12 protein-coding genes are annotated in these 13,660 nt (G+C 74.1%); 7 read left to right on the plus strand and 5 right to left on the minus strand.

The features are described from left to right. Positions 1 to 2: 2 nt before the first annotated feature. Positions 3 to 1,175, minus strand: a complete 1,173-nt coding sequence (locus tag IE331_RS13815) for a saccharopine dehydrogenase family protein (RefSeq protein WP_192144054.1) — start codon at positions 1,173 to 1,175, stop codon at positions 3 to 5. Between the two features lie 65 nt (positions 1,176 to 1,240). On the opposite strand from IE331_RS13815, the gene IE331_RS13820 reads away from it, so the two are divergent. The 3 genes from IE331_RS13820 to IE331_RS13830 are packed head-to-tail and all read left to right on the plus strand — an operon-like array spanning position 1,241 to position 4,424. Further along, complete coding sequence (locus tag IE331_RS13820) at positions 1,241 to 3,220, plus strand: beta-propeller domain-containing protein (RefSeq protein WP_192144055.1); 1,980 nt, start codon at positions 1,241 to 1,243, stop codon at positions 3,218 to 3,220. Positions 3,221 to 3,249: 29 nt separating this feature from the next. Next, positions 3,250 to 3,519, plus strand: a complete 270-nt coding sequence (locus tag IE331_RS13825) for a DUF2277 domain-containing protein (RefSeq protein ID WP_192144056.1) — start codon at positions 3,250 to 3,252, stop codon at positions 3,517 to 3,519. Further along, positions 3,516 to 4,424 (plus strand): Sir2 family NAD-dependent protein deacetylase, encoded by a 909-nt coding sequence (locus IE331_RS13830; RefSeq protein WP_201931802.1) that lies wholly within the window; start codon positions 3,516 to 3,518, stop codon positions 4,422 to 4,424. Before IE331_RS13825 ends, IE331_RS13830 begins: the two co-directional genes overlap by 4 nt. A 14-nt stretch (positions 4,425 to 4,438) precedes the next feature. Here IE331_RS13830 and IE331_RS13835 read toward each other — a convergent pair whose 3' ends face one another. Beyond that, the gene (locus IE331_RS13835) at positions 4,439 to 5,125 is read right to left on the minus strand and encodes a metal-dependent transcriptional regulator (protein ID WP_192144057.1); all 687 of its coding nucleotides are present in this window, start codon (positions 5,123 to 5,125) and stop codon (positions 4,439 to 4,441) included. A 47-nt stretch (positions 5,126 to 5,172) separates the two neighbouring features. Here IE331_RS13835 and IE331_RS13840 point away from each other — a divergent pair, with 47 nt between their 5' ends. The 3 genes from IE331_RS13840 to IE331_RS13850 are packed head-to-tail and all read left to right on the plus strand — an operon-like array spanning position 5,173 to position 9,101. Continuing rightward, a complete protein-coding gene (locus IE331_RS13840; RefSeq protein ID WP_192144058.1) occupies positions 5,173 to 6,552 on the plus strand; it encodes a cryptochrome/photolyase family protein in 1,380 nt (459 codons plus the stop codon). Beyond that, positions 6,549 to 7,385 (plus strand): hypothetical protein, encoded by an 837-nt coding sequence (locus tag IE331_RS13845; protein ID WP_192144059.1) that lies wholly within the window; start codon positions 6,549 to 6,551, stop codon positions 7,383 to 7,385. Before IE331_RS13840 ends, IE331_RS13845 begins: the two co-directional genes overlap by 4 nt. A 27-nt stretch (positions 7,386 to 7,412) precedes the next feature. Further along, positions 7,413 to 9,101, plus strand: a complete 1,689-nt coding sequence (locus IE331_RS13850) for a glycoside hydrolase family 13 protein (RefSeq protein WP_201931803.1) — start codon at positions 7,413 to 7,415, stop codon at positions 9,099 to 9,101. Positions 9,102 to 9,250: 149 nt separating this feature from the next. On the opposite strand, the gene IE331_RS13855 is transcribed toward IE331_RS13850, so the two are convergent. The 3 genes from IE331_RS13855 to pdxH all read right to left on the minus strand — a co-directional run bounded on the left by IE331_RS13855 (position 9,251) and on the right by pdxH (position 12,451). Next, the gene (locus IE331_RS13855) at positions 9,251 to 9,703 is read right to left on the minus strand and encodes a MarR family winged helix-turn-helix transcriptional regulator (protein ID WP_192144061.1); all 453 of its coding nucleotides are present in this window, start codon (positions 9,701 to 9,703) and stop codon (positions 9,251 to 9,253) included. Then, positions 9,700 to 11,223, minus strand: coding sequence for an MDR family MFS transporter (locus IE331_RS13860; RefSeq protein ID WP_192144062.1), 1,524 nt, complete (start codon positions 11,221 to 11,223; stop codon positions 9,700 to 9,702). The genes IE331_RS13855 and IE331_RS13860 overlap by 4 nt, the downstream gene beginning before the upstream one ends. 562 nt (positions 11,224 to 11,785) lie before the next feature. Beyond that, positions 11,786 to 12,451, minus strand: a complete 666-nt coding sequence (gene pdxH, locus IE331_RS13865) for a pyridoxamine 5'-phosphate oxidase (protein ID WP_192144063.1) — start codon at positions 12,449 to 12,451, stop codon at positions 11,786 to 11,788. A 105-nt stretch (positions 12,452 to 12,556) separates the two neighbouring features. Between pdxH and IE331_RS13870 the strand changes: the two genes are divergently transcribed. Then, the gene (locus IE331_RS13870; protein WP_192144064.1) at positions 12,557 to 13,660 is read left to right on the plus strand and encodes a citrate synthase 2; all 1,104 of its coding nucleotides are present in this window, start codon (positions 12,557 to 12,559) and stop codon (positions 13,658 to 13,660) included.

Consider the following 13,660-nt stretch of genomic DNA (forward strand, 5'->3'; position numbering starts at 1 on the left):
GTTCAGTCCGCGACGACCTCGAACCTCATCCCGGCCTTCTGCAGCCGGGTCAGCAGGTTCTCGCCCATCGCCTGCGCCGTGGTGACCGACCCGCCGACCGCCGGGTTGGTGTCGAAGGCCAGGCACAGCGCCGACTCGGCGAGCATCTTCGCGGTCTCCGAGTAGCCGGGGTCACCGCCCGAGACCCGGGTCCGGACCGTCTCGCCACCGGCCTCGGCGACGAAGTCCACGGTGAACCAGGAGCGGCGACGCTTGGCCTCGTCCGGTCCGTCGCCCTGCTTGACCCGGTCCTTCAGCAGCCGGCGCAACGGACCCACCTGCGCGGCCACCGCCAGCGCCCCCGTGCCGGCGGCGCCGCCCACGGCGTACCGGAGCGTCTTGGTGCCGGCGTAGTGGCTGTAGCGGAAGTCCGGGCCGTAGGACTCAAGCGCGGCACCGCTGCGCTGCACCACCTGCGGGTCGATCGTCGGCAGCGGCAGCAGCCAGTAGCCCAGCACCGGGTCCCGGTGCGGCTTCCCGGCGACCGCCCTGCTGGACCGGCCCTCCGGCCGGCCCTCCGCGCTCCGCCTCGCCCCCAGGGCCTGCTTCATCTGCCGGGCCCGCGACATCGCGCCGAGCGCGGAGTGGAAGGTGCCGCCGGAGAACATGCCGTTGCTGCGGGCGACGCCGCGCACCGTCACCGGGCCGGAGGTGTCGACGTGCTTGAGCGTGTAGAACACGCCGAGGTCGTGCGGCACCGAGTCGAAGCCGCAGGCGTGGACGATCCGGGCACCGGTCTCGACCGCGGTCCGGTGGTGCGCGGTCCACATCCGGTCGACGAACTCAGGCTCCCCGGTCAGGTCGACGTAGTCGGTGCCCTCGGCGGCGCAGGCGGCCACCAGCGGCGCCCCGTGCTCGAGATAGGGGCCGACGGTGCTGGCGACGACCCGCGTGCGCGACGCCACGCCCCGCAGCGCGGCCTCGTGGGCGGCGTCGACGACCACGATCTCCATGACCTCCAGGCGGGGGTCGATCCCGGAGAGCCGGCTGCGGGTGGCCTCCAGCTTCGCCCGGTTCCGTCCGGCCAGCGCCCAGCGCATCCGGGCCGGCGCGTTCCGGGCGAGGTACTCCGCCGTGAGGCCGCCGGTGAAGCCGGTGGCGCCGAAGAGGACGAGGTCGAGATCGCGGTCAGCCATGGGCCCACTCTGCCCCACGACCGCGCACCCGGGAACCGATCCCGCCCCGTGGTCGTCCCACCCCCATGACCACACCGCACCGGCTCCTGCGCACTCCCCTGGGTCGCCTCGGCATCGGCGCCCTCTCCCTGCTCGCGCTCGGGGGCGCCTTCGCCGCCGGCCAGGCCTGGCCGGAGCAGGCCGCCACCTCGGGCCGCCTGCTCGCGGCCCCGCACCGGGATCCGATCCCCCCGGACGAGGGGTCCGGCCTGAGCCCGGCGGGCTCCTGCGACCAGCTGCTCGACCACTACGTCGACCACAGCCTCGACCAGGTCACGCCCTGGGGCTGGGACCACGGGCCGTGGTACGGCGTGCGTCGCGACCTCGGCATGCTCGACGGGGTCACCGAGCTGAAGGCCGCCGACTCCGCGCGCGCGAGCGGTCCGGCCTCCCCGCAGTCGGTCACCTCGAGCCCCACCGGCACCAACGTGCAGGAGGCCGGCGTCGACGAGCCGGACGTCGTGAAGACGAACGGCACGCTGCTGGTCCGGCTCGACGGCGACGACCTCACGACGTACGACGTCAGCGGCGCGCGGGTGCGTGAGCTGAGCCGACTGGACCTGCCCGGCCGGCCCCGCGGTGACAGCGAGCTGCTGCTGGTCGGCAACGAGGTCGTGGTGCTGAGCCCCGGCGGCGTGCTGCCGGCCGACGACTCTCCTGCGACCCTGGTCCGCCGGGTCGACCTCTCCGACCCGGCCGAGCCCGAGCTCCTCGATGAGCAGGAGTACTCCGCCACCCTGCTCTCGGCCCGGGCCCACGGCACCACGATCCGGCTGGTGCTCGGCACCGGGCTGCCCGCGCTCGACTTCGTGCAGCCGGGCGGGCGGTTCGGGGAGCAGCAGGCGCTGCGGGCCAACCGGGAGGTGGTCCGGCGCAGCAGCATCGAGGACTGGCTGCTCTCGGTCCGCGACGACGGCGGCGAGCCCGGTCAGCTGGCCGGCTGCGAGGCCATGCACCTGCCGGAGGACTTCTCCGGCGCCGGCAGCGTGAGCGTCGTGGGCTACGACGTCTCCTCCCCGTCGTCCCGCGACGTGGTGGGGGTGGCCGCGCAGACCTCGACCGCCTACTCCGCCACCGACCGGCTCTACCTCGCCACGTGGGCGGGCTGGGGCGGCTGGGGCGGCGGCTGGGACGGCTGGCCGGTCCCCGACCTCTGGGACCGCCCCTGCTGCCCGGGGATCGGCGGGCCGGTGGCCGAGCTCGGCGACGGGGTGAGCGACCTGCACGCGTTCGCGCTCTCCGGCACCGACGCCTCCTACGTCGGCTCCGGCGAGGTCGAGGGGGCGGTCGCGGACCGGTGGTCCATGGACTCCGCCGACGGGGTGCTCCGGGTCGCGGTCGGGCCGACGGCCGAGACCGGCAACTTCAACTCCGTGGTCACCTTCGCGGAGGAGGACGGAAGGCTCGTCGAGCGGGGCCGGGTCGACCGGCTCGGCGTCGACGAGGACATCAAGTCCGTCCGCTGGTTCGACGACCTGGCGATCGTGGTGACCTTCCGGCAGATCGACCCGCTGTACGCCATCGACCTCACCGACCCGCTGCGGCCGCGGCTGCTGGGCGAGCTCAAGATCCCGGGCTTCTCGGAGTACCTGCACCCGATCGGCGACGACCAGCTCCTCGGGCTGGGCACCGACGCCGACCGCCGCGGCCGGTCGCGGGGCGGCCAGGCGGCGGTCTTCGACATCTCCGACCTGTCCGCCCCGGAGCGGGTCTCGCAGCTCGGCTACGGCCGCACCCGGACGGCGCTGGCCGCCCAGGACCCGCGCCAGTTCACCTGGCTCGCCGACCGGCGCACCGCCCTCACCGTGGTCTCGTCCTGGGGCGGGCGCGGCGGGGGCACCGGCTGGGTGTCGGTGCTGGAGGTCGGCCCCGCGGGCGGGCTGAGCAACACGATGGTGCGGGCGGCGTACGGCTCGGGCGACATCGGCAGCGTGCGGACGCTGCCCCTCCCCGACGGCCGGGTGGTCCTCTCCGCCGAGGGCGACGCCCGGTTCCTCACCTGGTGACCGGGGTGGGCGGGGGTACTTTGGACGGCATGTGCCGCAACATCCGCCAGCTCCACAACTTCGAGCCGCCGGCCACCGGCGACGAGATCACCTCCGCAGCGCTGCAGTACGTCCGCAAGGTGAGCGGCTCGACCCGCCCCTCCCAGGCCAACCAGGCGGCGTTCGACCGGGCGGTCGCCGAGGTCGCCGAGGCGACCCGCACGCTGCTCGACCACCTGGTCACCACGGCGCCGCCACGCGACCGCGAGGTCGAGGCGGCCAAGGCGCGGGCCCGGGCCGCCGTCCGGTACGGGACGTGACCCTGACCCCACCGGCACACCGGGTGCCGGAGCACCCCGTGCCGCGGGCCACCCCGGCGGCGACCGCCGGGCCGGCGCCGGTGGCCGAGAGCGCAGCGGCCGAGGTGCTGGCGTTCCTCGCCGACCGGCCGATGGTCCTGCTCACCGGGGCCGGGCTGTCCACCGACTCCGGGATCCCGGACTACCGCGGCCCGGACGCACCCCCGCGCACCCCGATGACCTACGCCGAGTTCGTCTCGGGGCCCGCCGCCCGGCAGCGCTACTGGGCCCGCAGCCACGTCGGCTGGACCCGCATGGGCGACGCCCGGCCGAACCCCGGTCACCACGCGGCCGCGGCGCTCGAGGTCCGCGGCCGGATCGACCTGCTGATCACCCAGAACGTCGACGGCCTGCACGAGGCCGCCGGCGCCGACGCCCTCGCCCTGCACGGCCGGATCGCCGAGGTCGTCTGCCTCGGCTGCCGCGCGGTGTCCTCGCGGCGGGCACTGCAGGAGCGGCTGACCGACCTCAACCCCGGGTACGCCGCGGCGCACGGCGCGGCGCAGGTCCGCCCGGACGGGGACGTCGATCTCGACGACGTCGCCGGCTTCCGGGTGCCCGACTGCGACTGCGGCGGCGTGCTGAAGCCGCACGTGGTGTTCTTCGGGGAGAACGTGCCCGCTCCCCGGGTGCAGCGCTGCTACGACGCGGTGGAGGCGCTGGCCGACCGCGCCGGCGCGCTGGTGGTGGCGGGCTCGTCGCTGACGGTGATGTCCGGGCTGCGGTTCGTGAAGAGGGCGGCCCGGCTCGGCGTGCCCGTGGTGATCGCGAACCGCGGCGCCACCCGCGGCGACCCGCACGCGACGTACCGGCTCACCACCGGCTGCAGCGAGTTCCTCACCGCCCTCGCCGCCCACCCCGCCTGACGCGGGGCGCCGGCTCAGGCGCGGGTGACGAAGATGTGGCCGGCCGCCTCGGGGACGATCTCGGCGGTCTCGCCGCCGGAGCCGACCAGCACGCCGTCGTCGGTGACGGCCACCATCACCGACTTGCCGGGCAGGGCGCCGACCCGGCGGAGCGCGCCCATGAGGTGCTCGTCCTTCTGCATCTCCTCGGAGATCCTCCGCACGTGCACCAGGCCCTCCGCGCGCCCGGCGACCTCGGAGAGCTGCTCGACGCCGGACATGAACCGCTCCCCGACCTCGGACTCGCCCAGCTCGTCGAGGCCCGGGATCGGGTTCCCGTACGGCGACTCGGTGGGGTGGTCGAGCAGCTCGACCAGTCGACGCTCCACGGTCTCGGAGATCACGTGCTCCCACCGGCATGCCTCCGCGTGCACCAGCTCCCAGTCGAGGCCGATGACGTCGGTCAGGAGCCGCTCCGCGAGCCGGTGCTTGCGCATCACCCGGGTCGCGAGCCGCAGGCCCTCCGCGCTGAGCTGCAGGTGCCGGTCGCCCTCGACCGTGAGCAGGCCGTCGCGCTCCATGCGGGCCACGGTCTGCGAGACCGTCGGGCCGCTCTGGTGCAGCCGCTCCGCGATCCGGGCGCGCAGCGGGACGATGCCCTCCTCCTCGAGCTCGTAGATCGTGCGGAGGTACATCTCGGTGGTGTCGATCAGGTCGCTCACCGCGCCATTCTTACGCATCGTTGGTGCCGCTGGCAGAGTGGACGTCGATGACCCCGCCGACCCGCACCGTGATGTGGTTCCGCCGCGACCTGCGGCTGGCCGACAACCCCGCCCTCCTCGACGCCTGCGCCGCCGACGGCGTGCTGCCGCTGTACGTGCTCGACCCGGCCCTGTGGGACCCCGCCGGGCCGAGCCGGCGCGGCTACCTCGCCGCCTCGCTCCGGTCGCTGGACGCGGCGTTCCGGCAGCGGCAGACCCGGCTCAGCGTCCTGCGTGGCGACCCGGTCCGGCAGGTGCTCCGCGCCGCCCGGGCGGTGCGGGCCGAGCGGGTGCACGTCGCCGCCGACTTCGGGCCCTACGGCAGCCGACGCGACCGCGCGGTCGCCGAGGCGCTGGCCGAGCACGACATCGAGCTGGTGCGCACCGGGTCGCCCTACGCGGTCGCCCCCGGCCGGGTGCGCAACGGCTCGGGCGACCCCTACAAGGTCTACACGCCGTTCTCCAAGGCCTGGTCCGAGCACGGCTGGCGGGACCCGGTCGAGGCCCCCACCGGGGTCGGCTGGCTGGGCCCGGAGGACCTGGCGCAGGGGCCGCAGGGGGTCGAGGGGGTCGAGATCCCCGACCCGGCCCTGCCGGAGGGGCTCACGCTCCCCGAGGCCGGCGAGCGGGCCGCCCGGTCCCGCTGGCAGGAGTACCTCGACGAGGGGCTCGCCGACTACCGCGACCACCGCGACCGGCCCGACCTCGACGCCACCTCGCACATGTCCGTGCACCTGAAGTGGGGCGAGATCCATCCCCGCACGATGCTGGCCGACCTGCGCGACCGCGGCGGCCCCGGCACCGCGACGTACCGCAAGGAGCTGGCCTGGCGCGAGTTCTACGCCGACGTGCTGCACCACCGGCCCGAGACCGCACGGGAGTACCTCCGCCCGGAGTTCGCGGCCATGGAGTACGACGAGCCCGGCGCCGCGCTCACGGCCTGGCAGGAGGGCCGGACCGGCTACCCGGTCGTCGACGCCGGCATGCGCCAGCTGCGGGCCACCGGCTGGATGCACAACCGGGTCCGGATGATCGTGGCCAGCTTCCTGGTCAAGGACCTGCACGTGGAGTGGCAGCACGGCGCCCGGCACTTCATGCACTGGCTGGTCGACGGCGACCTCGCCTCCAACCAGCACGGCTGGCAGTGGGTGGCGGGCTCCGGCACCGACGCGTCGCCGTACTTCCGGGTCTTCAACCCGACCACGCAGGGCCGCAAGTTCGACCCCGACGGCGTCTACGTCCGCCGCTGGCTGCCGGAGCTCGCCGACCTCGGCCCCGACGTGGACCCGCACGAGCCCGGCGACGTGCCGGGATATCCTGCCCCGATCATCGACCACGCCACCGAACGGCGCGAGGCCCTCGCCCGCCTGGAGAAGATCAAGCAATGACGCGCTTCCCCGCCACCTCCCTCACCGTCTCCGAGCGGTTCTGCGGCCCACCGGACTCCGGCAACGGCGGCTGGACGGCGGGCGCCCTGGCCGGGCTCGCCGCGGCCACGCCGGAGGACCGCTGCCGGGCCTGGCCGACGATCGAGGCGACCCTGCGGATGCCGCCGCCGCTGGGGACGCCGCTGTCGGTCTCGCACCCGGACACCGCCGCCCCCGACGCGGCACCTGACTCGGCCGACACCGCCGCTCGGGCCCCGGGTGCGCGGCTGCACCGCGGCGAGGACCTGGTCGCGGAGGTGCGGGTGGTCGAGGAGGAGATCGCCCCGGTCGAGCCGGTGTCGGCCGAGGAGGCCCGGGCCGCGGTGGCGGGGTACCCGGGGCTGCGCTCGCACCCGTTCCCGACCTGCTTCGTGTGCGGGACCGCCCGCGAGGAGGGGGACGGTCTGCGGATCTTCCCCGGACCGGTCGCGCCGGCGGCCGACGGCTCGGTGCGGGTGGCGGCGCCCTGGACACCGCACCCGAGCACCGGCGAGGACTTCCACGAGTACGTCGACGAGGTGCCGCGGGCCAGCCTCGCGGTGACCTGGGCGGCGCTGGACTGCACCGGGGGCTGGGCCGGGGACCTCGAGGAGCGGCTGATGGTGCTGGGCCGGATGACGGCGGAGGTGGACGACCTGCCGGTCATCGGGGAGCCGCACGTCGTGGTCGGGCAGCGGCTCGGCTCGCAGGGCCGCAAGACCTTTACCGCGACCACCCTCTACGACGCCGACGACCGGGTCGTGGGCCGGGCCCGGCAGATCTGGATCGCGATCGACCCCACGACTTTCGGTTGAGCGGCCGCTTCTGGAACCATGTCCGGCATGGCTGATTTTATCGATCCAAAGAGCGAGTGGTGGCGCCAGGCCGTCTGCTACGAGGTCTACGTGCGCTCCTTCGCCGACGGCGACGGCGACGGCGTCGGCGACCTGCCCGGCATCACCGCCCGGCTCCCCTACCTGCGCGACCTCGGGGTCGACGCCCTCTGGATCACCCCCTTCTACCCCTCACCGCAGCACGACCACGGCTACGACGTGGCCGACTACACCGGGGTCGACCCGCTGTTCGGCGACCTGGCCGCGGCCGACGACCTCCTGGCAGGCGCCCACGAGCTCGGTCTGCGGGTGATCGTCGACCTGGTCCCCAACCACACCTCCTCCGAGCACGCCTGGTTCGCCGCCGCACTCGCGGCCGGCCCCGGCAGCCCCGAGCGGGCGCGGTACCTCTTCCGCCAGGGGCGTGGCCCGGAGGGCGACCTGCCGCCCAACAACTGGCAGTCGGTCTTCGGCGGCCCGGCCTGGACCCGGGTCGAGGACGGCGAGTGGTACCTCCACCTCTTCGACCCCACGCAGCCCGACCTCGACTGGCGCCACCCCGACGTCGGTGACCTGTTCGAGGACGTGCTCCGGTTCTGGCTGGACCGGGGCGTCGACGGCTTCCGGATCGACGTCGCGCACGGCCTCTACAAGGTCGAGGACCTGCGCGACCAGGTCGTCGGGCAGGACGAGCAGGCCGGCAGCGGCGCGGTGAACTCCACCCAGACCATGGTCGAGCGGGACGCGCTGCGCGACGAGCCGATGTGGGACCAGCCCGAGGTGCACGAGGTGTACCGCCGCTGGCGCAAGGTCCTGGACTTCTACGACGGGGACCGGATGGCCGTCGCCGAGGCCTGGACCCAGACCTCGGACTCGATGGCCCGCTTCGTGCGGTCCGACGAGCTGCACCAGTCCTTCAACTTCCACTGGCTGACCGCGCCGTGGTCGGCGGCCGCCTTCGCCGAGGTCGTCGAGCAGACCCTGTCGGCCATGGCGCTGGTCGACGCGTCGGCGACGTGGGTGCTGAGCAACCACGACGTCGAGCGGCACCCCAGCCGGTACGGCGGCGGCGAGCGTGGGCTGGCCCGCGCCCGGGCGGCGACGCTGGCGATGCTGGCACTGCCCGGCTCCGCCTACCTCTACCAGGGCGAGGAGCTCGGCCTGGAGCAGGTGGACGTGGCCCCCGAGCACCGGCAGGACCCGTCCTACCTGCGCACCGGCGAGCCCGGCCGCGACGGCTGCCGGGTCCCGATCCCATGGTCGGGCGACCACGCGCCGTACGGCTTCGGGCCGGGCAGCGGCCAGCCCTGGATCCCCCAGCCCGAGGGGTGGGGACCGCAGTCGGTGGCCGCCCAGACCGGCAACCAGGACTCGACGCTCGAGTTCTACCGCCGGGCCCTGGCCCTGCGCCGCTCGGTCGCGACCACCGCCGGCGACGAGGTGGCCGTCGAGGTCGTCGACACCGACCTGCTCGTGCTGCGCCGCGGCGACCTGACCGTCGTCGTCAACACCGGGTCCACACCGCGGGCGCTCCCCGCCGGCGAGGTCCTGATCGCAAGCGCCCCACTGCCGGACGACCCCGACGGCGACCCGGACGCCCCAGGCACCCCTGGCACCGGCACCCCTGGCACCGCTGGCACCGCTGGCACCCGACTGCTGCCGCCCGACACCGCCGCCTGGCTCGCCGACCCGTCGTGAGTGTCGGCCTCACACCCCTCGACCCGTCGTGAGTGTCGGCCTCACACCCCTCGACCCGTCGTGAGTGTCGGGCCGGCCCCGACACAAGCGACGGGTCGGCGGTGCGGGGGGCGACACAAGCGACGGGTCGGCGGGTCAGCGGTCGGGGGTCAGCGGTCGAGATCGCGGTTGTAGCGGGTCATCGCGGCGACGAGGGCCGAGAGCTCGTCGTCGCTCCACCCGGCCAGCCGGTCGACGTACGTCGCACGACGGGTCTCGGCGACCACCCGCAACCGGCGTCGGCCGGCCTCGGTGAGCGCCAGCTGGCGGGCGCGCCCGTCGGTGGGGTCCGCCAGCCGCTCGACGAGGCCGAGGTCGAGCAGCTGCTGCACCGACCGGGACACGGCGCCCTTGTCCGCCTGCAGCGAGCCCGCCAGGTCGACCTGACGGCACGAGCCCCCGTCGAGCAGCGACTGCAGGACGACGTACCCGATCGCCGGCAGCGAGGGGTCGATCGCGGTCGCCCGCTCCTGCACCGAGCGGCGCATGCGCCGACCCGCCACCCGCATCTGCTCCTCCAGCCGCGCCAGCACGGCGGGGTCCCCAGCGGCTGCGGCTCTCATGCCCGCCGCGCCTCCGGGTCGGGCGCCACGTCGTCGATCGACGTCCGCAGCGGCACCTCCTCGATCAGCACCACGCAGACCAGCGCGACGACCGCGAAGGGGACGGCGACCAGGAAGAGGTGACCGGTGGCGTCACCGTAGGCGGCCTCGAAGACCGCACGCACCGGGCCCGGCAGCGCGCCCATATCGGGGATCGAGCCGCTGCCACCGCCGCCGGAGACGCCGAGCCGGGCCAGACCGGTCGCGACGCTGTCCGAGGCCTGGTGGGCCAGGATCGCGCCCAGCACCGAGACGCCGATAGAGCCACCCATAGAGCGGAAGAAGGCGACGACCGAGCTGGCCGCCCCCATGTCGCGCTGGGCGGTGTTGTTCTGGACGGCCAGGATCAGGTTCTGAATGCTCATGCCCAGGCCGACGCCCAGCACCGCCATGAAGAGCCCCACCGCCACCAGTGAGGTCGTGGCGTCGATCGTGCCGAGGAGCGCGAGACCGACGACGACCAGCACCAGCCCGACGACGAGGTACTTCTTCCAGAAGCCGTGGGTGGTGATCCGTCGCCCGGAGACGATGCTCGACACGAGCAGGCCACCGACCATGGCGATCGACATCAGGCCGGCCTGGGTCGGGGTCATGCCGCGGGCGATCTGGAAGTACTGCGAGAGGTACACCGTCGACCCGAACATCGCCAGGCCCACCATCACCGAGGCCAGGGTCGCCAGCCGGGTGGTCCGGTCGGCGAAGAGACGCAGCGGGATCACCGGCTCCTCGGCGACCCGCGCCTCGACGTACACCGCGGCCACGAGCATGAGCACACCGCCCGCGACGGCGGCGGCTGTCACCCACGAGAGCCACGGGAACTGGTTGCCGGCCAGCGAGACCCAGGCCAGCAGCACCGAGACGCCTCCGGTCAGCAGCAGCGCGCCCAGGTAGTCGATCCGGACGTCGCGTCGTACGACGGGCAGGTGCAACGTCCTCTGCAGGACGACGAGCGCGACCACCGCGATCGGGATCGCGAGGAAGAAGGTCCAGCGCCAGCCGAGGCCGGGAGTGTCGACGATGACGCCGCCGATGAGCGGGCCGCTGACGGTGGCCATGGCGAAGACGGCGCCGATGTAGCCGGCGTACCGGCCGCGCTCCCGGGGGGAGACCATCGAGGCGATCACCACTTGGACCAGCGCGGTGATCCCGCCGACGCCCAGGCCCTGGACGGCGCGGGCGCCGATCAGGGCCTCCATGCTGGGGGCGAAGCCGGCCGCGAGCGAGCCGAGGACGTAGATGCCGAGCGAGGTCTGCACCAGCATCTTCTTGCTGAACAGGTCCGCCAGCTTGCCCCAGATCGGAGTGGAGGCGGTCATGGTGAGCAGCGTCGCCACGACCACCCACGTGTACCCGGAGGCGCTGCCGTCGAGATCGGCGACGATCCGCGGCAGGGCGTTGGTGACCACGGTCGAGGAGAGCATCGCGACGAACAGGGCGAGCAGCAGGCCGGACAGCGCCTCGAGCACCTCGCGGTGGGTCATGGGGGCGCCCGGATCCGACGGCCGGGCCGGGGCGGCGGCCGGGGCGGCGGATGTGGCGGCAGGCGGGGTCGGGCCTGGAGCGGAGCTGGTCGCGGACACGGGTTCCTTCGGCGGTGAGATTGATTGCGCATGCCAACCTTCTCAAAGAAGGTTGTCTTTTGCAACTACTGGGTCCCGCCCAGAAACAGGGTGGCCCGGCCGGCGTCGGCGACGTAGCGTGGTGGCACACGGGAAAGGAGGTGGTCCGAACAGTGAATTCTTTCGGGACTCGTGAGGTGGCTGCCCGCTAGCAGCACGCTGCCCTCGCTTGCGGCACGCGCTGTGAGCGAATCCACCGGCAGTCACCCGACCCGCAGGCGCTCCGGATCTCGTCCCCCGGAGGCGCGCCACCGAGGCGCACGCCTGCGGGTCGCCCCATTTCCCGCAGTACGCCCCCCCCCCGGCCGCGATAGTCCCGGACGTTCGGACCCCCGACACGCCGCCCACAGGGGCTCGAACGTCCGGGACTATCCCCCGACACAAGCGACGGGTCGAGGGTCTGGGGCCCGACACGAGCGACGGGTCAGGGGGCCAGGCGGGTGACGGTCCAGCTCTCCGGAGGCGGTCCCGACCGGTCCGCGGACGGGGTTCCGTCGGGGCGGCGGTAGCACCAGCGGTCGTGCATCCGGTTGCGGCGGCCCTGCCAGAACTCGACGACCTCGGGCGCCACGACGTACCCGCCCCAGAACTCCGGCACCGGCACCTCGGCCGGCATCCGGGCCTCGGCCGCGGCGTACCGGGCGGCCAGCTCCTCGGCGGTGATCGGCTCCGACTGCGGCGAGGCCCAGGCCCCGAGCTGCGAGCCCCGCGGCCGGGACCCGAAGTACGCCGCCACCTCGTCGCGGGGCAGCTCGGAGGCGGTCCCCTCGACCCGGACCTGACGCTCGAGGGCGTACCAGCCGAACAGCAGGGCGCAGGCCGGGGTCGCGGCCAGCTCCCTGCCCTTGCGCGAGCCGAGGTTGGTGAAGAACACGAAGCCGCGCTCGTCGAGGCCCTTCAGCAGGACCGTCCGGGAGGACGGGCGGCCGTCGGCCGAGACCGTGGAGAGCACCATCGCGTTCGGCTCCCGCACCGCTCGGGCCTGCTCCAGCCACCGGTCGAACAGGTCGAGCGGGTCGGCGGTCAGGTCGTTCTCGGCCAGGCCGGCGTCGGCGTACTCCTCCCGGAGGCGGGCCAGCTCGTCGCGCATGCGTGCGACCCTAGCCCGCCGCCCGCCCGTGGGCCTCGCGTGCACTCCGGGCCGTGGCGGGGCACAATGCCCGAGATCAGTCCCACGAGCCGAGGAGCGGCACCCATGAGCGAGGTCCACCACGGACTGGAAGGCGTCGTCGCCTTCGAGACGGAGATCGCCGAGCCCGACAAGGAAGGGTCCGCCCTCCGCTACCGCGGTGTCGACATCGAGGAGATCGTCGGCCGGGTGCCGTTCGAGAACGTCTGGGGCCTGCTCATCGACGGCGCCTACACCCCCGGCCTGGCGCCGGCCGAGCCCTTCAACCTGCCCGTGCACACGGGTGACGTCCGGGTCGACGTGCAGGCCGCGGTGGCGATGCTCGCCCCCGCCTTCGGGTTCGGGCAGACCTACGACATCAGCGACGAGCAGGCCCGCGAGGACATCGGCCGGCTCGCCGTCATGGTGCTCTCGTACGCCGCCCAGTCGGCGCGCGGACTCCGGCAGGCCATCGTGCCCCAGAAGGAGGTCGACGAGGGCTCGACCCTGGCGGAGAAGTTCCTGATCCGCTGGAAGGGCGAGGCGGATCCCAAGCACGTCAAGGCGATCGACGCCTACTGGTCCAGCGCGGCCGAGCACGGCATGAACGCCTCCACGTTCACCGCCCGGGTGATCACCTCCACCGGCGCCGACGTGGCCGCCGCGTTCTCGGGAGCCATCGGCGCGATGAGCGGCCCGCTGCACGGCGGCGCCCCCAGCCGGGTGCTGGGCATGATCGCCGACGTGGAGAGCTCGGGCGACGCGACGGCGTACGTCAAGGGCCTGCTCGACCGCGGCAAGCGGCTCATGGGGTTCGGCCACCGCGTCTACCGCGCCGAGGACCCGCGGGCCCGGGTGCTGCGGCGCACCGCCCGCGAGCTGGACGCCCCCCGCTACCAGGTCGCCGAGGCCCTGGAGCAGGCAGCGCTCAAGGAGCTTCGGGAGCGTCGGCCGGACCGGGTGCTGGAGACCAACGTCGAGTTCTGGGCCGCGATCGTGCTCGACTTCGCGGAGGTGCCGGCGCACATGTTCACCTCGATGTTCACCTGCGCCCGGACCGGCGGCTGGTCGGCCCACATCCTCGAGCAGAAGCGCACCGGCCGGCTGATCCGTCCGTCGGCGGTCTACGCGGGGCCGCCCGAGCGGCCGGCCACCGAGATCGCCGGCTGGGACGACGCCTGGTCCGCCTGA

It is taken from the genome of Nocardioides donggukensis (genome assembly GCF_014842875.1).
Classification (GTDB): domain Bacteria; phylum Actinomycetota; class Actinomycetes; order Propionibacteriales; family Nocardioidaceae; genus Nocardioides; species Nocardioides donggukensis.

What these genes read in the sequence shown, in the direction of transcription:
- IE331_RS13850 (WP_201931803.1), top strand. Translation starts at nt 7,413, where the DNA reads ATGGCTGATTTTATCGATCCAAAGAGCGAGTGGTGGCGCCAGGCCGTC.
- pdxH (WP_192144063.1), bottom strand. Translation starts at nt 12,451, where the DNA reads ATGCGCGACGAGCTGGCCCGCCTCCGGGAGGAGTACGCCGACGCCGGC.
- IE331_RS13825 (WP_192144056.1), top strand. Translation starts at nt 3,250, where the DNA reads ATGTGCCGCAACATCCGCCAGCTCCACAACTTCGAGCCGCCGGCCACC.
- IE331_RS13840 (WP_192144058.1), top strand. Translation starts at nt 5,173, where the DNA reads ATGACCCCGCCGACCCGCACCGTGATGTGGTTCCGCCGCGACCTGCGG.
- IE331_RS13855 (WP_192144061.1), bottom strand. Translation starts at nt 9,703, where the DNA reads ATGAGAGCCGCAGCCGCTGGGGACCCCGCCGTGCTGGCGCGGCTGGAG.
- IE331_RS13845 (WP_192144059.1), top strand. Translation starts at nt 6,549, where the DNA reads ATGACGCGCTTCCCCGCCACCTCCCTCACCGTCTCCGAGCGGTTCTGC.
- IE331_RS13820 (WP_192144055.1), top strand. Translation starts at nt 1,241, where the DNA reads ATGACCACACCGCACCGGCTCCTGCGCACTCCCCTGGGTCGCCTCGGC.
- IE331_RS13870 (WP_192144064.1), top strand. Translation starts at nt 12,557, where the DNA reads ATGAGCGAGGTCCACCACGGACTGGAAGGCGTCGTCGCCTTCGAGACG.
- IE331_RS13815 (WP_192144054.1), bottom strand. Translation starts at nt 1,175, where the DNA reads ATGGCTGACCGCGATCTCGACCTCGTCCTCTTCGGCGCCACCGGCTTC.
- IE331_RS13860 (WP_192144062.1), bottom strand. Translation starts at nt 11,223, where the DNA reads ATGACCCACCGCGAGGTGCTCGAGGCGCTGTCCGGCCTGCTGCTCGCC.